General features: G+C 52.7%; 21 protein-coding genes. 9 read left to right on the forward strand and 12 right to left on the reverse strand.

Going from position 1 to position 24,619, the window contains the following annotated elements; translation table 11 throughout:
- Positions 1–12: 12 nt before the first annotated feature.
- The 5 genes from DOP62_RS03805 to nadB all read left to right on the forward strand — a co-directional run bounded on the left by DOP62_RS03805 (position 13) and on the right by nadB (position 4,348).
- Positions 13–780, forward strand: coding sequence for an HAD-IA family hydrolase (locus DOP62_RS03805; protein ID WP_208673383.1), 768 nt, complete (start codon positions 13–15; stop codon positions 778–780).
- Positions 777–1,298, forward strand: coding sequence for an adenylyltransferase/cytidyltransferase family protein (locus DOP62_RS03810; RefSeq protein WP_208673384.1), 522 nt, complete (start codon positions 777–779; stop codon positions 1,296–1,298). Before DOP62_RS03805 ends, DOP62_RS03810 begins: the two co-directional genes overlap by 4 nt.
- Complete coding sequence (locus DOP62_RS03815) at positions 1,298–2,017, forward strand: GUN4 domain-containing protein (RefSeq protein ID WP_208673385.1); 720 nt, start codon at positions 1,298–1,300, stop codon at positions 2,015–2,017. Before DOP62_RS03810 ends, DOP62_RS03815 begins: the two co-directional genes overlap by 1 nt.
- A gap of 180 nt (positions 2,018–2,197) precedes the next feature.
- Positions 2,198–2,608: a photosystem II complex extrinsic protein PsbU gene (gene psbU, locus DOP62_RS03820; protein ID WP_208673386.1), complete on the forward strand. Its 411-nt coding sequence runs from the start codon at positions 2,198–2,200 to the stop codon at positions 2,606–2,608.
- An 87-nt stretch (positions 2,609–2,695) separates the two neighbouring features.
- Complete coding sequence (nadB, locus tag DOP62_RS03825; RefSeq protein WP_208677037.1) at positions 2,696–4,348, forward strand: L-aspartate oxidase; 1,653 nt, start codon at positions 2,696–2,698, stop codon at positions 4,346–4,348.
- A gap of 31 nt (positions 4,349–4,379) precedes the next feature.
- On the opposite strand, the gene DOP62_RS03830 is transcribed toward nadB, so the two are convergent.
- Positions 4,380–4,586, reverse strand: a complete 207-nt coding sequence (locus DOP62_RS03830) for a DUF896 domain-containing protein (protein ID WP_208673387.1) — start codon at positions 4,584–4,586, stop codon at positions 4,380–4,382.
- A 223-nt stretch (positions 4,587–4,809) separates the two neighbouring features.
- Here DOP62_RS03830 and DOP62_RS03835 point away from each other — a divergent pair, with 223 nt between their 5' ends.
- Genes DOP62_RS03835 through DOP62_RS03845 form a run of 3 tightly spaced genes read left to right on the forward strand, consistent with a single transcriptional unit; the run spans position 4,810 to position 8,725 of the window.
- Positions 4,810–5,748, forward strand: coding sequence for an AAA family ATPase (locus DOP62_RS03835; RefSeq protein ID WP_208673388.1), 939 nt, complete (start codon positions 4,810–4,812; stop codon positions 5,746–5,748).
- A complete protein-coding gene (locus DOP62_RS03840; RefSeq protein ID WP_370538868.1) occupies positions 5,745–6,737 on the forward strand; it encodes a DUF58 domain-containing protein in 993 nt (330 codons plus the stop codon). The genes DOP62_RS03835 and DOP62_RS03840 overlap by 4 nt, the downstream gene beginning before the upstream one ends.
- Complete coding sequence (locus DOP62_RS03845) at positions 6,734–8,725, forward strand: transglutaminase TgpA family protein (RefSeq protein ID WP_208673389.1); 1,992 nt, start codon at positions 6,734–6,736, stop codon at positions 8,723–8,725. Before DOP62_RS03840 ends, DOP62_RS03845 begins: the two co-directional genes overlap by 4 nt.
- 29 nt (positions 8,726–8,754) lie before the next feature.
- Here the strand turns inward: DOP62_RS03845 and argJ are convergent, their stop codons facing one another.
- The 4 genes from argJ to DOP62_RS03865 form a co-directional block, all read right to left on the reverse strand.
- Positions 8,755–9,999, reverse strand: a complete 1,245-nt coding sequence (gene argJ / locus DOP62_RS03850) for a bifunctional ornithine acetyltransferase/N-acetylglutamate synthase (protein ID WP_208673391.1) — start codon at positions 9,997–9,999, stop codon at positions 8,755–8,757.
- A gap of 32 nt (positions 10,000–10,031) precedes the next feature.
- On the reverse strand, positions 10,032–10,922 hold the full coding sequence (locus DOP62_RS03855) for a TIGR04168 family protein (protein WP_208673392.1): 891 nt from the start codon (positions 10,920–10,922) through the stop codon (positions 10,032–10,034).
- Positions 10,923–12,329: a 3-isopropylmalate dehydratase large subunit gene (gene leuC, locus DOP62_RS03860; protein ID WP_208677039.1), complete on the reverse strand. Its 1,407-nt coding sequence runs from the start codon at positions 12,327–12,329 to the stop codon at positions 10,923–10,925.
- A 79-nt stretch (positions 12,330–12,408) separates the two neighbouring features.
- On the reverse strand, positions 12,409–12,897 hold the full coding sequence (locus DOP62_RS03865; protein ID WP_208673393.1) for a cupin domain-containing protein: 489 nt from the start codon (positions 12,895–12,897) through the stop codon (positions 12,409–12,411).
- Between the two features lie 53 nt (positions 12,898–12,950).
- Between DOP62_RS03865 and dcd the strand changes: the two genes are divergently transcribed.
- Positions 12,951–13,532 carry a dCTP deaminase gene (gene dcd, locus DOP62_RS03870; RefSeq protein ID WP_011244505.1) on the forward strand — a complete coding sequence of 194 codons (582 nt, stop codon included), beginning with the start codon at positions 12,951–12,953 and terminating at the stop codon, positions 13,530–13,532.
- A gap of 44 nt (positions 13,533–13,576) precedes the next feature.
- Here dcd and DOP62_RS03875 read toward each other — a convergent pair whose 3' ends face one another.
- The 7 genes from DOP62_RS03875 to acsF form a co-directional block, all read right to left on the reverse strand.
- On the reverse strand, positions 13,577–15,958 hold the full coding sequence (locus DOP62_RS03875) for a glycosyltransferase family 4 protein (RefSeq protein WP_208673394.1): 2,382 nt from the start codon (positions 15,956–15,958) through the stop codon (positions 13,577–13,579).
- Between the two features lie 93 nt (positions 15,959–16,051).
- Positions 16,052–17,044 carry a glycosyltransferase family 4 protein gene (locus DOP62_RS03880; protein ID WP_370538869.1) on the reverse strand — a complete coding sequence of 331 codons (993 nt, stop codon included), beginning with the start codon at positions 17,042–17,044 and terminating at the stop codon, positions 16,052–16,054.
- A 58-nt stretch (positions 17,045–17,102) separates the two neighbouring features.
- Positions 17,103–18,236 (reverse strand): class I SAM-dependent methyltransferase, encoded by a 1,134-nt coding sequence (locus DOP62_RS03885; protein WP_208673396.1) that lies wholly within the window; start codon positions 18,234–18,236, stop codon positions 17,103–17,105.
- Between the two features lie 13 nt (positions 18,237–18,249).
- Positions 18,250–19,569 carry an HlyD family type I secretion periplasmic adaptor subunit gene (locus DOP62_RS03890; RefSeq protein ID WP_208673397.1) on the reverse strand — a complete coding sequence of 440 codons (1,320 nt, stop codon included), beginning with the start codon at positions 19,567–19,569 and terminating at the stop codon, positions 18,250–18,252.
- Between the two features lie 33 nt (positions 19,570–19,602).
- Positions 19,603–22,596 (reverse strand): peptidase domain-containing ABC transporter, encoded by a 2,994-nt coding sequence (locus DOP62_RS03895; protein ID WP_208673398.1) that lies wholly within the window; start codon positions 22,594–22,596, stop codon positions 19,603–19,605.
- A 14-nt stretch (positions 22,597–22,610) separates the two neighbouring features.
- Positions 22,611–23,351 (reverse strand): peptidylprolyl isomerase, encoded by a 741-nt coding sequence (locus DOP62_RS03900; RefSeq protein WP_208673399.1) that lies wholly within the window; start codon positions 23,349–23,351, stop codon positions 22,611–22,613.
- Between the two features lie 169 nt (positions 23,352–23,520).
- Positions 23,521–24,597, reverse strand: coding sequence for a magnesium-protoporphyrin IX monomethyl ester (oxidative) cyclase (gene acsF, locus DOP62_RS03905; protein ID WP_208673400.1), 1,077 nt, complete (start codon positions 24,595–24,597; stop codon positions 23,521–23,523).
- Positions 24,598–24,619: the final 22 nt, after the last annotated feature.

Genomic DNA, 24,619 nt, shown 5'->3' on the forward strand with positions numbered 1-24,619 from the left:
AGACTCGCCTCCATGCCCGCGCTGCAAGCCCTGATCTTTGATGTCGACGGTACTTTGGCTGAAACCGAGCGGGATGGCCATCGCATCGCCTTCAACCAAGCCTTTGCTGCAGCGGGGCTGGACTGGGATTGGACACCGGAACTTTACGGCGAGCTGCTGAAGATTACCGGTGGTAAAGAACGGATTCGCTATTACCTCGATCGCTGGCAACCGGAAGCGCCTGAGGTTGAGGATCAAAAAGCTTGGATTGCTTCGCTCCACGCTGCCAAAAATGCCCGCTACCACGAGCTGTTGCACGGCGGTCAAATCGGTCTGCGGCCTGGGGTGGAGCGGCTGCTGCTGGAGGCACGGGAGGCTGGCTTGACCCTGGCGATCGCCACAACCACAACCCCAGAGAATGTTCTCACCTTGCTGCGCTGCACCTTGGGTGAGGAGAGCATCGGCTGGTTCGCTGCGATCGGGGCCGGCGATGTGGTGCCCGCCAAAAAACCGGCACCGGACATCTACACCCATGTGCTCAAGGAATTGCAGCTAGAACCTGAAGTTTGCCTCGCCTTTGAAGACACCGCGGCAGGTCTGAAGTCCGCTTCTGGTGCAGATCTAGCAACCTTCATCACACAGGGCTACTACAGCCGCGACCATGACTTTACGGGCGCGATCGCGGTGCTCAACGGCCTTGGCCACGAAGCAGAACCTTGTCAGGTGATTGACGGGCCAGATTATCTGGCACCGACAGTGCGTCTAGAAGCGTTAGTGGAACTCCACGCCAGCCAAGCATGAGCGCCGTTTACACCCTGGCAGAACTCCAAGCAGCGATCGCGGCCGAGCCCGATCGCTGGCGACCCTTGGTGCTGACCAATGGCTGCTTTGATCTGCTCCATGCCGGCCATGTTCGTTATTTGCAAGCAGCCCGGAACTTGGGGCAATCGCTGGTGATTGGCCTCAATAGTGATGCTTCCGTGCGGGGCATCAAACCCCAACCCGAGGGTCAACCGCCCCGCCCGATCGTGCCGGAACAGGAGCGAGCGGAAGTCCTAGCCGCCTTGGGTGCCGTCGATGCCGTTGTCCTATTCAGTGAGCCGACCGCGACGGAATTGATTCAGGCTTTGCAGCCCGAAATCTACGCCAAAGGGGGAGACTATAGAATTGAGTCGCTACCCGAAGCGCCTGCAGTCCAGAGCTATGGCGGTGCCATTCAACTGATTGCTGTTGAAGTCCCCAGCTCCACGTCTGCCCTGATTGCGCGAATTCGGGGCGAGTCGGCTGATTCGCTGATCAAATCCAGTACCTCGCGCTGATGGCTTCGTCTTTGTCTTCCCCCGGGCTCGATCTTGAACAGTTGCGTCAGCGGCTCCGCAGTAAAAGCGATCGCCCGCGACGTCAAGCCATCACCCAGTTGCTGAGCTTGGGTGAGCCCGGCCACGGAGTGCTCAAGGACTATCTACAAGATTGCCGCGATCGCGGCTTCGACTGGGTTGCCGGCACGATCTTCCGGGAGCTACTGGCCCTGCAAGATGAAGCGATCGCGCTTTACCTCGCGGAAGCCTTTCCCTTCGGATTGCTCTATCTCCCTTCTGAAAAAGGCATCGACTACCAGCCGATCCAAGACGCACTGATCGAAGGCGACTGGCAGGAAGCCGATCGCTTAACAACCGTCAAACTCTGTGAGCTGGCGGGGACGGCCGCCAAAGCCCGTAAGTGGCTCTACTACACGGAAGTGCTGAACTTCCCGCGGCTGGATCTGGAGACGATTGACAAACTCTGGCGCGTCTACTCCGAAGACAAGTTCGGCTTTTCAGTCCAGCGTGAATTGTGGCTGAGTGTCGATCGCGTCTGGGAGCAACTCTGGCCTCGTATCGGCTGGAAGCAAGGCAACACCTGGACGCGCTATCCCGGTGCCTTTACTTGGAGTGTGGAAGCACCCCGTGGGCATTTGCCGCTGACCAACCAATTGCGCGGGGCGCGGGTGATGGCGGCGCTCCTCGAACATCCGGCCTTTGCGGACCCGAAAGCCTAGCTGTTCTAGACAGCGATTGTGCCAAGTTGCGATCGCTCTGTTAACGAAGCGCTGAGCGGGTCCCCCTCTGGGTTAGGCTATCTCTTAGCTCGTGCGCAACTGCGCCATCAGGATGCCTGCAGCAAGCTGCAACGGCGCCCTTCTATTGCTCTCAATTTCGTCCAGGAGGTCTACAAGGGAATGAAACAACTTGCACAGCGACTGTTCTCCTTGGCGCTTGTGCTGGCGCTTGTGCTGGGTATCTCCGTGCAATCTGCACAAGCACTGTCTCTCCAATCGCCCCTATTGGCGGTCGCCGAAGCGGAGATCCGCAATGCTGCTGATGATCAGCGCCTCGAAGCCGGCGGTAAGCTCGACCTAAACAACATTGGGGTTCGCGCATTCCAACAGTTCCCAGGAATGTATCCCTACCTCGCCAGCAAAATTGTTTTAGGCGGTCCCTACGACTCTGTCGATGACGTGCTGAAGCTCGATCTCAGCGATCGCCAACGGGAGCTGTTCGACAAGTACCGCGACAACTTCACCGTGACCCCGCCCCGTGATGCCCTCAACGAAGGGGATGACCGTATCAACAACGGCATCTATCGCTAGGGTCTCGCCCCTAGGTTTGTAAGCTCGCAGTGGTGGATGTCGCTGCGGGCTTTTCTGTCGCTTGATCCCTTTGCCACTGCTCTGCCTTTGTCTGACTCTGCTGCGCCTGCTGCCGATTCCGCTGCCTACGACGTGATCATTGTCGGTGCAGGTGCAGCGGGGCTTTACACCGGTCTCTGCCTGCCGTCGCATTACCGAGTGGCGATTCTCAGTAAGGACTTGCCTCAGCGATCGGCCAGCGACTGGGCGCAAGGCGGCTTAGCGGCGGTAACGGCTCCGGATGACTCAGCCGATTTGCACTATGCGGACACGCTGCAGGCAGGGGCTGGCCTCTGTGAGCCCGCAGCGGTTCGCTTGCTAGTAGAGTCAGCCCCACACTGTGTTGCCTCGCTGCTGGACCTCGGCGTCGCCTTCGATCGCACCAACGATCATCTGGCCTTGACCCTTGAGGCTGCCCATTCCCGCCATCGGGTGTTGCATGCGGCTGATACGACCGGACGCGCGATCGTCACCACGCTCCTCGAGCAAGTCCTTCAGCGCCCCAATCTTGAAATTTTGGCTCAGAGTCTAGCAGTCGATCTCTGGCGCGATCGTGAGGGACGCTGCTGTGGTGTCTTGCTCCTGCAAGGTCAGCAGCTACGCTGGCTAGCTGCCCGCACAGTGATTCTGGCCTGTGGTGGTGGCGGCCAAGTCTTCTCACAAACGACAAATCCGGCTCTGAGCACTGGCGATGGGGTTGCTTTAGCAGGCCGCGCAGGGGCAAAGCTCCGAGATCTCGAGTTTTTCCAATTCCATCCCACCGCCTTGGTTTGGCCCGGCGCACCACGCTTTTTGATTAGCGAAGCGGTACGAGGCGAGGGTGCTCATGTGGTGGATGCCCAAGGCGATCGCTTCCTGTTTCGCTACGACGATCGCGGTGAACTGGCACCCCGCGATATTGTCAGCCGCGCCATCTACCGGCATTTACTGGAGACAGGCACGGAGCAGGTCTGGCTGGATCTACGGCCCATCCCTGCAGCGACGGTTGAGCATCGCTTTCCTAACATTCTGCAAAAGTGTCGCCGCTGGGGGTTGGATCCTCTTCAGCAACCGCTACCGATCGCGCCTGCTGCGCACTACTGGATGGGCGGTGTCTACACCGATCTGAGTGGGGCTACGACATGCCCTGGGCTCTACGCCGTCGGTGAAACGGCCTGCACCGGTGTACATGGAGCTAATCGGCTGGCCAGCAATTCGCTGCTGGAATGTCTGGTGTTTGGGCGGCAGTTTCAGCAGCTCGAGTTACCGCCTGTTCAGCCCAATAATCCGACTTATCCCCCAGAGGACTTGCGGGTGACGGGTGATCGCGATCGCTGGCAACAGCAGCGTCAAGCGCTTCAGGATTTAGTTTGGAAAGCAGCGGGAATCTGTCGCGAGGCCGATCGCCTGCAGGCAGCATTAGCCCAAGTCAAAGCTTGGCAAGCAGACTTTGAAGCCGAGCCCCTCAGTCAGGCGATCACAGCAGTTCCAGTGGGTCAGGCCCAGCAGCTAGACGGTCTGGATGCCGAAGCCTTACGAGAGTGGGGTGAGCTGCGCAACCTCTTAGCGATCGCCCAGCTCATTCTCAAAAGTGCTGATTTTCGGACCGAAAGCCGTGGCGGTCACTATCGCAGCGACTACCCTCAGCCCGATCCAGCGTGGCAAGTCCATACGGATATTCAAGCGGGGCAGTGGTTTACAACCGCGATCGCATGTCAGTGAATTGTCAGGCAGCCCAGCGAGCTGGATCTCGCTAGAGCCAAGCGGCCAGTCCGAGAACAGTAACGAAAACACCCAACGTGATCAAGCCAATGATTGTCATCTTGCGTTCATGGCCGTCAATTTCGTTTTCTAGGGTTTTTTCCATACCCTCACGGAAGTTTTGAAAATATTGCTGACGCAGGGCTTCCTGCTCTTCTGGCGTCTTGCCTTCTAGATCTCGATAATGTTTCTGGGGCACGGGATATTCCTCAGTCGCAGTCGAATCAAAACAAACCGTTAGAACCAGCCCTAGCTTGCAGTTTTCGGGGCAGTTTGGCAATTGTGAACTGCAATCAGCACAACCGTGAACCCATACGCAATCAGAGGTGCGATCGCCTGCTGAAAATTCCAAAAACAGTGGCGTTCAGCACGTCAGAACCGAGTAGATCAGCGACCATAGAGAAACTGTTGTTGTCGGACCAGTGCCGGTGCTCCCAGAAACCCGCGAAGCGTCGCCTTTAGCTGCTGTCTTAGCTCAATTGCAGACGGTGTTACTGGGGAAGGAGCGACAGATTCAACTGGCGATCGCCTGCTTACTCGCCCGTGGCCATTTGCTGATTGAAGACTTGCCCGGCATGGGCAAAACACTGCTCTCGCAAAGCTTGGCGAACAGTCTTGGTCTTAGCTATCGACGGGTGCAATTCACCAGCGATCTCCTCCCAGCAGACTTACTGGGAGTCTCGATTTTTGAACAACAAGAGCAACGCTTTCGGTTTCATCCCGGCCCGATTTTCAGTCAAGTGTTGCTGGCAGATGAAATCAATCGCGCGAGTCCCAAAACCCAAAGTGCACTCCTTGAAGCGATGGCCGAGCGGCAGGTCAGCCACGAAGGTGACACCTACCCGCTGCCACAGCCTTTTTTTGTAATCGCCACTCAGAATCCGATCGATCAAGCCGGAACGTTTGCGATGCCTGAATCCCAGCTCGATCGCTTTTTGATGCGGCTGGAATTGGGCTTCCCGGATCACCAAGCAGAATTAGCGATGTTGCGCGGGAGTGATGGCGATCGCCCCAGTGCAGCCCTACTGCCCATCCTGAACGCCGACACCTTACAGGATCTGCAATTGGAGGTCTCAAAAGTTCGCGCCAGTGATCCGCTGCTGGAGTATCTGTTGGCCTTGGTGCAGGAAAGTCGGCAGCGTTCGCAGATTCCCAATCCCCTTTCACCGCGAGCTAGTAAAGCGATTCTGGCCGCAGCCAAGGCTTGGGCGTTCTTGGCTGGACGAGACTATGTTCTGCCCGAGGATGTGCAGGCGATTTTTCCAGCCGTCGCGGAACATCGGCTACGGGGCAGCATCACCGGTCAGGGCGATCGCCGCTACGCTGAATCTCTGCTGGAAAGCGTGGATCCTGTGCGATGAAGCTGAGGCAGTGGCTAAAGCAACTCGGGCGATCGCGCTTTGAAGCTTGGCTGGCACGACAACTACCACCGCGATCGCCAATCCGCCTGAATCGCGAACGCATTTTTATCTTCCCCAGTCAGTTCGGAGCCGTCTTTTTGGCGTTGGATATCGCCTTTTATCTCATTGGCACCAACTATCAAAACAACTTGGTTCTGCTACTCAGCTTGTTACTGCTGAGTTTGTTTTTAGGCTGCATTTTCCAGAGCTTTCGCAATCTGGATGGACTGGAACTGGAAGCCTTGCCTACAGCCGACGGACAAGTTGGTGAACCGCTCCGGTTGTCAGTGCGTCTGAGGACAGAAACATCCCGCTATGCCCTACGGCTGCACCTACCCAGCAGCGATCGCCTGCGGCTTGCAGAACTGCGATCGCCCAGCGAAATCGTGAGCCTAACGGTTGTCCCTAGCCAACGCGGCTGGTATCGGCCCGGACGACTGCAAGTACGCAGCGACTATCCCCTAGGGCTATTTCGGACTTGGACCGTGCTGGATTTGGATTGGCAAGCCGTGATTTTGCCCCAGCCCGAACGCTGGCCACTGCAGACTGAGGCGATCGCCACAACGTCGGCAACCCCAGAGCAGCCTGTCAGTACGGTTGAGCTGCATCAGACCACCAGCGAGGAGTTTGCGGGACTGCAACCCTACCAACCTGGAGAATCGCTGCGGCGGGTGGCTTGGAAACAGTTGGCGCAGGGGCGGGGCTTGCACAGCAAAGCTTTTGCAGGTGAGCGATCGCAGCAGTGCTGGCTCAGTTTGCAGCACACCCCCGGTCAAGATTTGGAGCAGCGGCTACGACGTTTGACTTGGGCAGTACAGGAACTCAGTCGCCGAGGTGAGTTTTTTGGCCTTGTACTCGGATCCCAGCGCTGGGAAGCGGACACTGGGTCGGTTCATCAACGTACTTGCCTCCAAGCGATCGCGCTCTATGGACTGGAGCGAACGGTATGACGCCTTGGTTCCCGCCCCGTTCTGGCTTAGGACTGCTGAGCAGCGGCTTTGCGATTGCTGTGCTGCTGCTCCTTGGGGATTTGCCGCCCGTGGCTGCTTTTGTAGCGATCGCCCTCCTAGTTTGGGGGCTGCTTCGCCAGTGGCAGAAGCGATCGCTCTTACCCCAAACACTGCGCCATAGTCTGACCGCGATCGCCCTGATCTTGGCGCTGTTGGTGGGCTTGCCTCAGGGCTTGCTCAGTGTTTTTCTCGGCCTGTTGACCTTAGCTTTTGCCCTCAAACTGTTGGAGCTGCAAGAGGAGCGGGACTATCAAGCCCTAGTGCTGATTGCCTACAGCTTAGTGGCGCTTGGTTTTCTGTTGCGCCAGAGTTTGCTGGAAACACTGGTTTTGTTACTGGCGATCGCGCTGGAAACCTTAGGATTAGCGGCACTCTATCGCCCCCTCAGCCGACCACGGCAGCCCTTCGCTGCGCTCTTGCGCTTGCTGGCTCCGACGGTGCCACTCTTGCTAGTGCTGTTTTTGATTGCGCCACGATTGCCACCTCTCTGGGGATTGCCCGTAGCCCAACGAGCCGTAACCGGTTTGAGCGATCGCGTCTCGCCCGGTGAGATTGCTGAGCTCAGCCGCTCCTCTGCACTGGCTTTTCGCTTTAGTTTCCCTGAAGCTTCCCTACCCAGCGATCGCTTCTACTGGCGAGCAATGGTGCATGAACTGACGGATGGCCGTGGTTGGCAGCCCCTTCCTTTCCGCGATCGCTTCGACCCAAGTGAAGTGGCACCGGAACTGACGGGTGAAGGGGACATTCCCTACACTGTCATTGCCGAACCCAGTCAGCGCACGTGGCGCTATGCCTTGGAGTTGAGTCGCCCCAGCAGCGAGGGCATTCTTCTCGATTCACGCTTTGAATTTCGGACGCGCATTCCACTCAGCCAGCAAACGCGCTACCAAGGCATTGCCTTTGAGCGTTATCAAGCGGATCTAAACCTTTCGCCCCGCGATCGCCAAGTCAATTTGCAGTTACCCCCCAGCGGGAACCCCCAAAGTCGGGCTTGGGCTCAACGGCTACGCGATCGCTTCCCGAATGACGATGCCGCCCTCGTGCAAGCCAGTTTGCAGGAGTTACAACAACAGGACTTTCGCTACACCCTGCAGCCGCCCTTGCTCACAGCTAACGACAGCATTGATGACTTTCTGTTTCGCAGTCGGGCGGGCTTTTGCGAACATTACGCCAGCAGTTTTGCCTTTTTGATGCGGGCGGCAGGCATACCGGCGCGCGTCGTCACCGGCTACCTTGGCGGTGAGTGGAATTCGCAGGCGAATTACTACAGCGTGCTCCAAGCCAATGCCCATGCTTGGACTGAAGTTTGGCTGCCGGGGCAAGGCTGGCAGCGGGTTGATCCAACTGCCGCGATCGCGCCACTGCGACTTAGTGAAGGACTGGAAGCTGCTCTGACACCCGAAGATCGGGCTCAAGCCGCTGGCGGTCTCCTTGGTGCAGCAGCGTTGCGCCGTCTGCCTCTGCTCGATCAGGCTTGGCAATTTTGGGCTTCAGTAGACTACCGCTGGACGTCTTGGGTATTGAGCTACGACAACCAACGCCAGCAGGAGCTTTTGGCCGCGTTGTTGGCACAGTTGGGACAGGTTGGCCTATCTCTCTTGCTCGTTGCGAGCATTCTGATCGCCGCAGGTTTGATGTGGCTACTCTCCCGTTGGCTGGATCGGCGATCGCCAGAAGATCCCAGTCTGCGGATCTATCAGCAGGCTTGCCGTGCGATCGCCAAAGCGGGTTGGCCGCGCCAACCGCAGGAAGGCCCATCTGCCTATGCTGAACGCCTCGCAAGTCTCAACCAACCTTGGGCGATGGCGTTTAGCCATTTGACTCAGCAGTACCTAGCTCAGCGCTATGCCCAGCAAGCGGTGCCAACCAACCTTCTACAGCGATCGCTCCAAGACCTACGGCAGCTCCTGCGAACCAGTCGTCGTTAATGACGGCGATCGCTTTTGTTGCAGATAGCTCAGGTGGTGTATTCAGCATTGATACGGACATAGTCATAGCTGAGGTCGCAGCCCCAAGCAATGCCTTGACCCGTGCCTGAGCCGACTTCAACCTGGATCAGTACCGTGTCGTCTTGGAGGTAGGCACCCGCTGCGCGATCGCGGAGGTATTGACTGGCGGCATCGCGATCGAACGGCAACGGCTGGCCATTACGGAGTAGCTCAAACTGACCCAGACGAACTGCTAAATTCTCGGCATTGAACTGAACACCGGCACGGCCAGCTGCAGCTGCAATCCGACCCCAGTTCGGATCACGACCAAAAATGGCCGATTTAACCAGCGAGGAACCGGCGATCGTGCGAGCGATCGCCCGAGCGGCGGTATCGTCGGCGGTGCCTTTCACCTGCACTTCAATCAGACAAGTCGCCCCTTCTCCATCGCGAGCGATCGCCTTAGCCAAGTGCTGACAGACAGCAGTCAACATCGCCTCTAGCTGGTCTGCGATCGGGCCGCGCTCCGTAATTGCCGGCGTGCGTGACTGACCGTTGGCGAGGGCAAACACGCAATCATTGGTGCTGGTATCGCCATCCACCGTGATTTGATTGAAGCTGCGATCGACCGCTCGGCTGAGCATGTCTTGCCAGAGTTGCGGAGACACCGCCGCATCACAGGTGATGAACGATAGCATGGTCGCCATGTTGGGGTGGATCATGCCGGAGCCTTTGGCGATGCCGCCAATCCGCACCGTGCGATCGCCCAGAGGCAATTCCAAGGCAATTTGTTTGGCAATCAAGTCCGTGGTCAAGATCGCTTGAGCAGCAGCAGCGCCACCTTCTGGGGAAAGTGCAGCGATCGCTTGGGGAATACCGGTACGCAGTGCATCCATCTTGATCCGCTGGCCAATCACCCCTGTGGAGGCAACCAGAACTTGATTGCTGGGAATCTGCAGCGCTTGCCCCAGTTGTCCCGCCGACTCGACGGCATCAGACCAGCCTTGATCGCCAGTTGCGGCGTTGGCCTGCCCCGAGTTGCAGAGAATCGCCCGAGCAATGCTGTTGCCATCTAGTTGCTGACGGCTAAAGTCCACACAAGCGGCGCGAACTTGTGAGGTCGTGAAAACGGCGGCGGCGATCGCATCACTCTCGGAGACAATCAGCGCCAGATCCGGCTGACCCGAAGCTTTGAGTCCAGCTGTGATCCCTGCGGCTTGAAAGCCCCGCGGTGCGGTAATTCCGCCGGAAATGACCTGCCACGCTGCTTGCATTATTTTCTCCGCCCAGTCCGCAGGCGATTTTATCAAGCGAGCTGCCGCTCTAAGGGTAGTTCTTCGGATTGAACTAAGACTCCGGCCGGTGTCCACCAGCTCTGCTGCGCTCTCAGTGAATCCTCACCTAGCTCAACCCAGAGCAGATGATGCAGGGTGGTTTGTTCGGCCTTCAAGAGGCGCGGACTGGCGGCAGCATTGAGGTAGGTCGTGCCCGCTGCATCGCGATGCCAACTACGGCGCAGGCGATCGCGCCGATTCCGCAAGCGGTGGTGCATGTGGCCAAAGCAGACCAAAGGTACTGATTTCTGGCGTTGCACTTGAGCGATCGCCATGGCTAAATCTGGATCGCCAAAGTCACCACCCGGCTTCGACCAATCCTTGCCGCAGGGATCTTCTGGTTGATCGCCTAAACCGCTGGGGCCGCAATGGGCGAGAAACAGCACGCGATCGCAGGCTGAAGCGATCGCACAATCGGCAATTCGTTGCGCTGACTCAGGGAAGCTACCGACTTGGTAGTAGTGGCGGTAGAAGCGGCGATGCTGCCACTGGCTCCCGCCCGCGCTACAAGGTCGCCCACCGACCACGCTCAGATTCCACTCCGGAAAATCCAAGCGGCCATAACCGACGTGGAGCGATCCCAGCGCCTCAAGCTGTTGCTCAAAGCGGTTTTCGTGCGTCCAGTCGTAGGGACATTGCGATCGCCGCCAACGGGTCGCCGTGTACCAAGCATCGTGGTTGCCAAGAATCACGGCTTTTCGCAGAGGAATCGCCGCGATCGCTTGAACTAAAGCCAGCGACTCATTGCCAAAGTCGCCGACAAACAGCGTCAAATCAGGCTGAAGTTGCAGCAGCAGCGCTTGATCCGCTGGTGTCCACTGGTCGTGGATGTCGCCAACGATCGCTAGACGCAGAGGCGGCACCTAGTTCAGCCAGTTACGAACGTCCGTCACTTCACCGGCGATCGCAGCGGCGGCCACCATGGCTGGGCTCATCAGCAACGTCCGTCCCGAGACCGAGCCTTGACGGCCTTTGAAATTACGGTTTGAGGAGGAAGCACTTATTTGACGGCCTTCCAGTTTGTCCGGATTCATGGCCAGACACATTGAACAACCGGCCTGCCGCCACTCAAAGCCCGCCGCCGTAAAGATTTGGTCAAGACCTTCAGCTTCGGCTTGCTGTTTGACGCGCTCCGAACCGGGCACGACAAAGGCTTTAATGCCCGCCGCAACTTTGCGACCTTTGGCCACTTTGGCGGCTTCGCGCAGGTCACTGATCCGGCCATTGGTACAACTGCCAATGAAGCAGACATCAACTTTCGTCCCTTGCAGCGGCGCACCGGGTGCCAAATCCATGTAGCTGTAGGCTTCGGCAGCCACAGCTCGATCCTCGTCCAGCAGGCTATCCGGCGTCGGGATAGTCTCCGTGATGCCAATGCCTTGGCCGGGAGTAATGCCCCAAGTTACGGTCGGCGCAATCTCCGCCGCATCAAAGACAACAACATCGTCGTATTCCGCATCGGCTTCGCTACGCAGGCTTTCCCACCAAGCGATCGCCCGATCCCATGCTTCGCCTTGGGGGGCAAACTCACGGCCTTGCAGGTAGTCGTAGGTGGTTTGATCCGGATTGACGTAGCCGCAACGCGCTCCGCCCTCGATCGCCATGTTGCAGACGGTCATCCGCTCTTCCATCGACATCGCTGCGAAAGTGCTGCCAGCAAATTCGTAGGCATAGCCAACGCCGCCTTTGACGCCGAGCTTGCGGATGATGTGCAGAATCACGTCCTTGGCGTAGACGCCGGGCTGCAACTCGCCGTTGACTTCAATCTTGCGAACTTTCAGCTTGCTCAAGGCCAGCGTTTGCGAGGCCAAGACATCCCGCACTTGACTGGTGCCAATCCCGAAGGCGATCGCGCCAAAAGCGCCGTGGGTGCTGGTGTGGCTATCTCCGCAGGCGATCGTCATGCCCGGCTGAGTCAAACCTTGTTCCGGCGCAATCACATGGACAATGCCCTGACTGCCAGAACCAATGTTGTAGAAGCGGATGCCGTTCTCGCGACAGTTTTTCTCCAGCGTCACGATCATCTCTTCGGCCAAGCTGTCGGCGAAGGGACGCGCCTGATTTTCTGTCGGCACAATGTGGTCAACCGTTGCCACCGTCCGACCCGGAAATTTCACGCTCAGGCCGCGATCGCGCAGCATGGCAAAGGCTTGCGGGCTGGTGACTTCGTGGATCAGGTGCAGGCCAATGAACAGTTGCGTCTGACCCGAGGGCAGGGTCGCGACGGTGTGCAAGTCCCAAACTTTGTCGAACAGGGTACCGCGGCTCATTGGCGTTGCTGTGGCGAAAAAATAGCGAGCCTCCATTATCTCACTCGGGCTTCGACGCTGTTGCACTCCTTCTCGGGACTCAGGTCAGTTGCTCAATCAGCGATCGCGACTCGGGAAAGGCCTGTAGCAATGCCTCCCCTTCCGCCATTTCGAAATCCTCGAAGCTGAAACCCGGTGCCACGGTACAGCCCACCAGCGAAAATCCGGTTTCAGCAGCGACGGTTGCGCCAAACCAAACGCCCGCTGGAACACCGCCGCACAGTTGCTGGCCTTGACTGAGATCCGCTCCGATCGTCAGCGCTTGATAGCCCTGTTCAGGAATCAGTTGATGCACGGTCAAGGGCTGGCCGGCGTAGAAATGCCAGAGTTCATCGGAGCGCAGCCGGTGTAGCCGCGATCGCTCCCCAGCACGCAGCAGGTAATAGATAGCCGTACTCGCCGATCGTTGGCGATCGCCCAAGTTGACCGTAAGGTTAGCGCGGTAGATCTCACGGTAGAAGCCGCCTTCGGGATGTGGTTGTAAGTCCAGCGCCGTAATCCATTCCTCAGCAGTTTGTGGCTGACCCATCGAATAACCTCTGCGATCGCAACTTATGATGAGCTTGAATTGCTGCGATCGCCATGCTCAAGAACGATAAGTGGATTGTTGAACAAGCCCGCGCTGGCATGATTGAGCCGTTTGAGGCCAATCTGATTCGCCATAGCGCTGATGCCCCAGTTCTGAGCTATGGCTGCTCCTCCTACGGCTACGACCTGCGGTTATCGCCCCAGGAATTCCTGATTTTTCGCCACATTCCGGGCACTGTCGTCAATCCCAAGCGCTTCAATCCAGCCAACTTGGAGTCGGTGGAGTTGCATGAGGATCAAGACGGTCAATATTTCATCTTGCCGGCACATAGCTACGGCCTTGGGGTTGCCTTAGAACGGCTGCGCGTTCCGTCGAACATCACCGTGGTTTGCTTGGGCAAAAGCACCTACGCCCGCCTCGGCATCATCGTCAACACCACGCCTGCCGAAGCTTCTTGGGAAGGTCATTTGACGCTGGAATTTAGCAACTCCTCGGGTGCCGATTGCCGTATTTATGCCAACGAAGGCATCTGTCAGTTGCTCTTCCTCGAAGGCGAACCCTGCGACACGACCTATGCTGATCGCTTTGGTAAATACCAAAATCAACCAGAACGAGTAACCCTCGCCAAGGTCTAAATTTCAGCCTTTGATTATCGGGGTTAGGATCGGCTGAATTCAGGCTATTTCAGCAACCGTTTAAGCGCGATCGCGTAGTCGCGGGCGATCGCTGGCCAATCAAGCTGATCTTCAACTATCTGACGAGCTGACTGACGAACTTCTAGGTCATGCAAATGGGGATTGCTGAGAGCTTGTTGCATCAAGTTGGGGAAATCAGTTAAATCTCCAAGCAGACACTGCTCTTGCAGTGCTGCTGGAAGTGCGCGGACCCCAAACTCAGTTGTAATCAGGGGTAAGCCACTGGCCAAGTACTCTACAACTTTTAGATTCGACCCTGATCCTGAAGACATCGGGTTAAGAGCAACGTCAGCGACACTCAAGGCAACTTGTTTAGTCCGAGCGTCAACTTCGCCCAAGCAGTGGACGTTAGCTGGCAGCTTTTTAAATTCTTGCTGCAGGGCATGCCCGACACTACCAACAATTAAGAATTCTTGCCTTGGAAAGCTGGCTGACCAACCCACAATTGCACGAGCGGCTTCGACATTAGGCGAGTGCCAACTCCCTACAAAGAGGTAGATGAAAGAGGAATAACCAATTCTTTTTTTCCATTGCGATCGTACCGATGGATTAACAAACAGGACTTCTTGACAGTTGACGCCATTAGGAACTAAGACGTGAGGTATAGCTTGGCACTGATAAAGCTCACAGAGTCGCTGCCAGTCTTCCTCTAGGCAGGTCACAACAAGATCAGCTTGTTGGCAAGCTTTAGCTTCAAGCGATAACACCTCTTGAGCCAGAGCAATACCTTTCCGATTTTGAGCAAACATCCCTTGCTTCAGATCAAACTCACAGTTGTGAGCTTCGTACACTAATTTGCTCGTACTAGTCTTGGGTTGTAACCAAGGCAGTAAATAAGGGTGAGAGGCAACCAGAACATCAGCCTGCGATCGCCGCTGATTGATAGTTTCGATCAGTTGAGGAGTGCGATCGCCATAGAAGGTTGCAGCTAAATCACCAATCGAGACTCCGGCTTGCCGCTCTAGCTGATGTTCTACTTTTTGGTGAGCTCGTGACTTGGGAACAATGATTTCACAAAAGTTCTCAGTCAGCTGATAGGTTTTTGGATCACTATTCACAGGACCGAGACTAATCAACTCAACCTTAAACTCATAGCTGAGTGCCTTATAAAGATTAAAAATTCGGCTTTGGCCGCCACTACGGGGTGGCGTGACTGGAAACGTAGATCCAATTAAAAGATGCTTGCGCCGTGGAGCAGCGAATTGCTGAGCAGGTTCAACGAGAGCAAGTAACTCACGAACTGTTTTTTCCCAAGTGATGGTCTCAGCGATCGCTTGTCCAGCTTTGCCATACTCAGCAGCACGATCAATATTTTGACTACACTCATCGATTGCCTGAGCGATCGATATAGGTTTTGGTGCAACAACCCAACCTGTTTTCAAATTCCTGACAAACTCTAAAGGTCCACCTGCATCAGTAACTGTAATAACAGGCTTACCAGAGCGGAAAGCTTCAATGGGAACAAGGCCATAATCTTCATCATAAGGAACATACAAAACTGCAAGAGCATTAGCATAGAGATCGATCACTTCTCGATCTTTCACAAATCCCAAGAAATGAATGCGAGAATCATTACCTGCTTGCTGTTTGAGAGTATTAGCTTCAGGACCAGTACCAGCGATCAACAGTGGTATATCTGTTTTAGCTTGCTTCATTGCTGAGATCAGCAAACTAACTCGCTTTGCATTATCCAGACGGCCAACAGTAAAAAAATAATCATTTTTACCACAATAGAAACTTTCTAAATCAGAAGGATGATGAATTACCTTAGGTTTAATTGAATCAGGAAAGTAGTTTTTTCGATGAGCTACATTATGAGAGATTGCTGCATAGCCAGCAATCTCTGAAGGATTCAAGGCAATGCGATCACAATAATGAATGATTTGACGAATTAACTGTCCTGGAAAATCCAAGAGTTTAGAGTCAATTGGTTCTCGCAGTAAAAAACTTTTAACTTCAGAAAAAAGGAAATTAATCTGTTGGCGATCAACATCATTGCTCAGAATCTCAGATATCTTCTTGAGTTGCGAGTAATGTGTCAGCCTAAGATCTCTTTGATGGCCATTGTCAGTATCATAAAGACCACGAAGTCGATGCTGAAGATAACAGATGTGGTTAGGATGACTGACCATCCAAGCTGGGTATTTACTACTGATCAGGAGATCAAAGTGATCAAGCTTGAGTTGTGAAAACCTTTGATAACTCTGAACTAAACTGGAAAAGTCATTTTCAGGTGAGGGAAGCTTAATCAACTCAGCTGAGTGAGGAGTCAGTTCATTAAAGGCACGCTGTAGTCCCCACCAAAACTTTTCGGCGCCACCAATGCAAAAGGGCACAGGGCTAGGAGCTATAATACCAATCTGCATGATTAGGCTTTCACAATCCAAGAGTAAGAGGAAATATTATTGTAGCCTTTGAAAAAGGTTTATTTTTTGGGGATTTTAGATTGGAATCAGAGCTTATTCAATTGCAGCTAGCAAGCGATGAACAACGTTTTCCCAAGAGATATTTAAGGATTGATAATACTCCCAACCAGCCATACCCATCTCCTGTACTTGATCAGCGTTTAACCAACACCAATCGATTACTTCTGCAATCGCATGAGGGGTTGGCTCACAAACCCATCCTGTTTGTTGATGCTGGACAATTCGGGCAGGTTCTCCGGAATCCGTACAGGTAATTACAGGTTTACGAGAGAGCATTGCCTCAAGTGTGACATAACCAAAATCCTCGTCATAGGGAGCATAGAAGACTGCTGTGCAGTTGGCATAAAAAGCAAGTAACTCTGATTGACTGATATGCCCTAATAGACAAACTCTATCCTGTAACCCTAGTTCTTTGATTTGAGTTTCAAGATATTGGCGGTTACCTCCTTCTCCAGCGAAGACTACAAATACCTTCGGTAATTGAGCGATCGCTTCGATTAAAAGAGTTTGACGTTTAAGATCTTCTAAACGACTTGGGCAAAAGATAAAAAGCTTGGCTGGTTGATTATAGTATCGACCTGCTAATGGAGGTGGATGATACAAAGGTTCTGAAGTAATACCATTAAATTGATAGAGGCGTTCCGTAACAGTTGTCGAGTTGCTGAAACGATGCCGATATCGATTTAACTCTTGTGTATCAAGTGTTTGAATTCTTTGACGTAGAACATAACCTTCAGAACTACGCGACAAATTCTGTGTATAGGCTGTATTCCAAAGATCATAGACTGCTCGATGTTGATGAAGTAGCCACAGAACACGTCTTGGATGCTGCACGAGATATGCTGGAAACCGTAGTGCAACAATAGCGTCACAACTAGAAGAAATCAGCTGCTGTACTTCATCAGTTTGCCAAAGATCAATTGACTGGTGAACAGCTTTGGGTGGTGAAAAAGAGAAAGGCAAGGTTAGGATATCTGATTGATGTCCATGATCTTCAAACGCGCTTTGTAAACGCTCAGCATGCATTTCAGCACCCCCTTTACAGAAGGGTACTTGAACTGTTGCGATCGCGATGCGCATAAGTCTAATTCTCAGCTGCTTTACGAGCAATAATGGCTAAGTCAGCAGGAAGAGAACCGTATTGCCCTGGATCCTGCAATTGTACTAAATCTGTTGGCAGCCATTTAATCTCATCACCGTGAGCATCAACATAGGCAGTCTCGATATCAGTAAAGTCTATAGACTCTAGTAAAGTTTGAATCATTTGAGGATGAATCTTCTGAGTATGAGTAGGATCTCGGTAAAAATCCACTAAGCCCACATGGAATTGGCTAATGTTAGGAGTCTCTAGCAAGAGCAAACCCTGTGGCTTTAAAATTCGGTGAATTTGTTGGATCCACCCAACTAAAGTTGAGAACGGCAGATGCTCGATCACATGAAAAGCAGATATAACATCCACACTTTGATCTGATTGGCTATGTAGCCAAGCACCTGCATCAGCTAGTTCAACTTGCAATTTTTGCTGTTGACAGATATCCACAAACTCAGGATTGTAATCAACACCTTTCACAAGATGACCAAGATCACGAATCAGCGTTAGCCATTCGCCACGACCGCAGCCTAGGTCAACAACTCTCAATGGAGAAGCTGAGTTTGTTAAGCGATCGCGATAGGGTCGCAATCGGTGTCGAACAGAATCACTAGAACCACGGTACTCAGACTCAAACTTGCAGTAAAAGCGTTCAAGGAGTTTTTCTAATTCAGGGTTGATCGTTGAGGATGAATCCTGGACATCAATTTGGCGCTGCAAATGCTGAAACTGACGAACCAAAGATTGATCAGTAAGTTCTTGTGCTTCTTTCAGCTCATCATAAAGCCTCTGTTGAGCAGCATGCAGATTTTGAAGCACACGTAGTAAAGCTAGCTCCGATTGACATCGTCTCCGTTCAATACGATCAAGGAATGATAGAAACAACTTTCGACATATTTTCTTGAATAAATTATTTGTGCTCGATCGCACCGACAAACGAGCGGCTGCAAGATTTTCTGCCGCTCGTATTGCAGCATTCAAATCTGAATCAATATCTGCTGTTGACCGCCAAGAAGATTGAATTTGCGAATCAAATAATCTTTCCTCTAAGTTGGAGAGTTTTGCAGCTTCACGCCGAATTGCTGCAACTAAGCCACTTAAACTTTCTCTCTTTTCTCCAGGAGACATCAAGAATTTTAACCTAGCGAATAGTCTTCAAGGAATCACTACTGCGTGAGAAGAGATCCGACAGTAGAGTAATGACCGGTCGTTGACGCAAACGAATACTCGCTGAAACAGACATTCCTGACTGTATTGGCAGTTCGCGTCCACGACTTACAAGTTTTTGTTCTTTCAGAGTCACTTCTGCTGGGAATCGAACGTATTGATAAATATCATTAGGTGGCAAGGAATCTGAACCAATTCGAGTCAACTTTCCTTGTAGATCCCCATACTCGCTAAATGGATAGGAGTCGATCCGGATATCAACTTCTTGACCCGTACGGACAAATCCAATATCTTTATTGGGAATGTAGAGGCGTGCTACAAGCTGATCATCGGGCACTAGTTTCATCAATGGCTCAGAGGTATTCGCAACATACCCGGGGCCTTGTGCTTTGATATCAAAAACTGTGCCGCTTTGAGGAGCTCTGACTATCTGATATTTTAGATTCTGTTTTGCTTCAGCAATCTGACTATCAATCTCTGCAATTCGTCGTGCGTTTTCTTCAATTCTGCCTCTAGCCTCGGAGAAAGTAACCGTTTGTGTATTCGTTAAACGAGCCTCAGCTTGACTGATAGCAAATTGTAGGCGCTGCAGCTCTGCTTGATTCTTCTCCAACGTACTTTCAAGCTGACTTACAGTTTCTTCCTGTTTTAGATACTGCGTTCTAGCAATCCCACCTTCTTCATACAATGGTCGTAAATCATTCAAAATACGCCGATTTAGATCAAGAGAATATTCTACTTGCTGAAGCTCACTCTCAACTTGAAGTCGTTGCTGCTTAAGCTGCGATGCTTCTAGGCGGGCTGCTTCCTGTCTACTCTCAAATTCCTGACGAGCGGCTTCAATTCGTTGCCGCTGATTCATTGAGGCAACACCGTCTGCAGTTTCTCCAATCTGAGCACGATAGGTTTGGTTTTCAGCGACTAGTCGTTCTCTAATTTCCGTTAAAGCTCGGATACGCTCTTCAACAGTCGTTGCATTGAAGCGAGCCAAAATTTGGCCTTGCGTTACGCGCTGACCTTCTTTAACCTCTAGCTGTTCTAGAACTCCACCAATAGGTGCCTGCACATCTTTGACTGCTGCCTTAGGTTCAAGCTGACCTTGAACTTGTACTGCTTCATCAATTTGAGCAATGCACGCCCAAGCAGTAGCACTAGCAGTGACTGCAACCAGCGTCCAAATTGTTAATCGTGACCATAAACGACTCTGGTTTAGACTAACGTCTTGGTCAGGATTAAGTGGTGCCTCTGCTGCTGTATTTTGGGGTGAATCAGGATTAGAAGAAGAAATAGCCATGTGATTCTTAGTGCGAAACAACAGAGAATTGGATTAGTTCAGAGCATCTTGCTGTCGGTATAAACAGTAATAACGCCCTCGAAGTTCCATCAGTTCATCATGACTGCCCTGCTCAACCATTGCACCCTTATCCATGACAATAATTCGGTCAGCATGTCGAACTGTACTGAGACGGTGCGTAATGAAGAAGACCGTTCTACCGCGAAAGTGCTGCTGTAGATTGATACTAACTTGTCGTTCCGTATCATAGTCCAACGCACTAGTCGCTTCATCAAGGATCAGAAGCTGTGGGTTCTGTAAAACAGTTCTAGCGATCGCGATTCGCTGCCGTTGTCCACCCGAGAGTGCTCCTCCTCGCTCTCCGACACGGGTGTTGTATCCCAGAGGCAAGGTCATAATGAAATCATGAGCTCCGGCAATCTTAGACGCCGTAATGATTTCATCAGTGGTTGCGTTGGGCTTTGTCAACGAGATGTTTTCCTCTACCGTGCCTTGGAATAGCAAGCTGTCTTGAGGAACAATCCCAATTTGGCGACGCAAAGAGTATAGTTCAACCTTGCTGATGTCATAACCATCGATCAAAATTTCGCCTTCCAGTGGCAGGTATAGTCTGGGTAGTAGCTTCATTAGCGTGCTTTTCCCAGAGCCACTTTGGCCTACTATGCCGACAAACTCACCAGCCGGAATTTCTAAGCTGACATTTGACAATTGCAGAGGGCCTTGCTCTCCAAAGCGAAAGCTAAGGTTACGAACTTCTACCTTGCCAGTAATCATAGGCATAGGTATCTTGCCCTGATCGTCACTGTCTGACTCTTGAGGTGTGTCTACAATATCAGCTAGACGCTCAAGAGAAAGTCCCGTTTCTTGGAAGTTTTGCCAAAGCTGAGCAAGTCGTAAAAGTGGCTGCGTAACATAGCCAGAAATAATTCGAAAAGCAATCAGCTGCCCAAGGCTCATCTGGTTATCGAAGACTAGATAGACCCCAACCCAAAGAACTAGCAATCCTGAGAGCTGGTTAAAAAATCCAGTTAGGGAAGAGGCAGTCGTAGATGTATTAATGTTACGGAAACCCGAGGCAATATAACGGGCATAGCGTTCTTGCCACTGCCAGCGTGCCTTTAATTCAATATTTTGTGCTTTGACGGTTTGAATACCGCTGAGAACTTCAACTAATTGAGATTGCGTTTCAGCATTTCGCTCTGCTTTTTCACGTAATTGACGGCGAACAATCGGCGAAGCAAAAAACGTGATGCCTACAAAAACAGGAACCGTTGACAGCGCAACAACCGTGAGGAACCAACTATAAAAGAACATCACAAGGATGTAGATGACTGAGAACATCGCATCCATCACCGTTGTGAGAGCAGTTCCAGTTAAGAAGCTACGAATTTTTTCTAGCTCTTGAACACGACTACTTAGCTCACCGACTGGTCGTCGCTCAAAATAGCGCAAGGGCAATTTGAGCAGGTGGTCAATAATATCACTCCCTAGCTTTAGATCGATGCGGTTTGTAGTGTCTGCAAATAGATAGGTTCTTAAACTGGTTAAAAGTCCCTGAAAAATCCCAAGAATAACTAGTAAAATCGCAAAACTATTAAGATTATTGAGACTTCCTTGACCAATAACCTTGTCAATTACTTGTTGAATAATTAGCGGATTGGCCAGTGTAAATAGCTGAACTACCAATGAGGCTATTAGAACCTCAATTAAGCGCACGCGGTAGCGCTGAATTGAAGGCCAGAACCAACTCAGACCAAATCGCTGGCTTTGAGTAAATTGGGTCTTGGTTGCTAAGAGAACTGTTCCTGCATTGCCCCAACGCTGCTGAAAATCAGCCAGAGACAGTTTAAGTAAGCCCTGCCGTGGATCTGCAAGTGTGATGCTGGTTGCATCGACCGCATAGAGAACAGCGTGACCTTCTTCCCAAGCAATCAAGGCTGGCAAGGGAACACGCGCCAAGTCCACTAAGCGTAATTGCAAAATTTGACTGCGAAGTGCTTGCATTTCCAGCAAGACTGCCAGCTCCTGTAGGGAGATAGCTTTTAGACGCCGATATTGCTCTTCAATGACACGCTGAATTTGATCGCGCCGAAACGGAATTTGGAGCGATCGCGCAATCATTTTGAGGCAGGCCTGTGCCTCACTGACTGGATCATTACCCCGCTCGACTGGGAATTTTTGGTTGCGCTGACTGTCGTCATAAAGATCAGAGGACAGACCAGCGGGCGCCGCTGTACTCCAAAGAGACTCAGAACCGACAATCGCGCTCTCGGTTGTTGGAGGAGGGCTGACAGACTCCTCAATTGCAGCCACTGGATTAGGCGTTTGTCGTCGGGCTACAGTCCCTGCCGGCAAACCTAGTAAGCGGAGAGCCAAGCTTCCTTTGGGGGCTGGCGGAGTATCTCCACGCTCGATTGCTATGCCAAGAGCAGCTGCGCCATTGTTGCCACTTACATACCAGTCGTAGTCACTGGATAGATGTGATTTGGGAGCAGTACGAGCGTCATCTATTAGCTGAACACGAGCCTGAGGCAGTAGCTCCTGTACAAACCCTGACCACTCTTGAACCGTGAGTGGGCTAGGCCAAGACTGAGCTTGCAGAACAGACATGACCTCGCTAGGAGCTGCCTGGCTACCAAATGATTGAGCTAAATCAGGTAGCTGTTTGAGCATGTCTAGGAAAGCTGCAGCAGGTATCGCAAGCACAACACCCGCTTCGGAACCACTGGTCGCCTCACCTGGGCAACCTCGCAAGAGCGGTGCCCAGCCCAGACAAGAGCCAACCCCAAATCGGCCCAGACTGATACCACGAGCTTGACCAACAGGTTGATACACCACGCGAACCTGACCGCTGAGCACCACCAGAACGTGGCTTGGCAACTGTTCTGGCGGTAGCAGAGGTTGCCCAACTGCAAACTTTCCAAGTTGGAGCTGTTCTCGCCAAGGCTCGTAGGCTGCTGCAGGATAGCTTTGAAAGTAAGCCTGCCCAGCTAAGAGTTCGCAGAGATTCGAAGGGATAGCAACCATTGTTTAGAAGCAATTTACAGGGCGTTTAAAGCATGCTGAACTTCAGCACCTAACCATTCATCGAACAATTCCTGCAACATCTGCTGGCGAATCGTTTCATTAAACGCAACTGGTTGGAGTTGATCGAGGCGAATAATGAGCCAGTAAGATTCGAGAGTACAGGGTGGAAGGACTTGCCCTAGCTGAGCAGTACGCAGAATTTCAGCGAGAGCTGGATGAGGCTGACTGAGCGGCACAGGCCCTAGTTTGCCACCGGTTTTGGCTTCATGGCCCTGCGAAAATTGAGTTGCTAGCTCTTCAAAACTAGCTTCCTCATGCAGGATCTGTTGATAGAGCTCCTGAATGAGATTCCCATCAGAATGGCGCAGCAGGGAGTAGCTCACAAGGTCTAGCTGACTCTTGCGTTTGAGAAAGTGATTTTCGACACGATGGCCAAATTCACGATCTTGGAAAAGACGGAGCCGCAGTCGATTTTCGACTGATGCCTTCCATTGTTCAAGCGAAATCTTTTGATGCGCCAAGAGTTGTGGCAGCTGCTGCGGAGTAATTCGATTCTGAACACACCAAGCCTGACATTCCTGCTCGAGGGCATCTGGCTGAACGTCCATACCCTGCAGTACTTGCTCAAAACGGATGCGCTTAACTAACTCTGCCAGCAGTTGATGCTTTTGGAGTAGGGCGGCTAAGTCGCTTTCTTGAACCTCGCGATCGCCCACCACAAGCCGAAAAGGTTTTTGAGAAGACGCTAAGGTCATTGAGTCAAGGAGCGGACGGTCCAAAGTTTTCCCATCATAGAAGGCAATGGCTGACTTCTGTAGCATTTCAGCCACAGCCGAGGACCAGGCCAGAAGTCAAACCTTGAAAATGATAAAGCAGGGCAACCAGCCGTTACCCTGCCTTAATTGAGATTAGTGCCCTCGATCGCTAGCGCACTGCTGGCTGGAATTTCTCAGACTCTAGAGGCTTGATCAGGTAGAGCTTCAGAAGCTGCAGGCCATTAGAGAGGTAGTAAGGCAGCTTGCGCAGCACTTTAACCGGCTTGGGTGCCTGGGTAGCCTCGATCGCAGCCAACTGGTTGTTGTTGTTGATGCAAGTTTCGAGGCGATCGTAGAACTTGGGATGATCGACATCGAGAACAACCGGGAAGACGCGAGCCGAAGTCTCGTTCGTCTTAGCGATCACAAGGCGATCGTACTCACGGGCATCCAGACCGAGTGCTTCGTAGAACTCTTTGCGCTGGACGTCGCGGATGTACATCGTTGCAAAGACAGCCAGAAGGAAGAAGCGGCACCAAAGCTTGGCGATAAAACCGCGCACGGTCGAAGGCTGTGCCTTCATCAAGGCATCGAAGAAGTCACCGTGACGATTTTCGTCTTGGCACCAGTTCTCGAAGAACTTAAAGATCGGGTAGATCCGATATTCCGGGTGCTGTTCGAGGTGACGGAAAATCGTGATGTAGCGCCAGTAGCCAATCTTCTCGCTCAGGTAAGTGGCATAGAAGATATAAGCCGGTTTGAAGTAGGTGTACTTCTTGTTAGCCGTCAAGAAGCCGAGGTCGAGCTGCAGGTTGAAGTCGCTCATCGACTTATTGAGGAAGCCTGCGTGACGGGCTTCGTCGCGGGCCATCAACTCAAAGCATTCCGCCAACAGCGGGTTGCGGTTTTTGATGCGACGGCTCAGCTCTTTGTAGAGCAAGAAGCCAGAGAACTCCGAAGTGCAAGACTGCTCGAGGAATTCCACGAAAACCTTTTTAGTTTCCGGATCCATGTCGTCAGCCGAGCCGTCAAATTCCGGCGTGCGGACGAAGTGCTTGCGGTTGTAATCAGCGCGGAACTCCTCCAAGATGGCCCGCAGTTCATCCTCGTTGGGTGAGAGATCCATCTTGGCCATCGCTTCAAAATCGGTGGTGTAGAAGCGAGGCGTCAGGATCGTCTCTTTGGCAGGAGCCTTAATGCCCGGACGCAATTCTTCGAGTTCGGGTTTTTGGAGGGAATCAACCATAGCAGTGCTGGGAGTTGGTTGT

Source organism: Synechococcus elongatus PCC 11801 (assembly GCF_003846445.2).
GTDB classification, from domain to species: Bacteria; Cyanobacteriota; Cyanobacteriia; order Synechococcales; family Synechococcaceae; genus Synechococcus; species Synechococcus elongatus_A.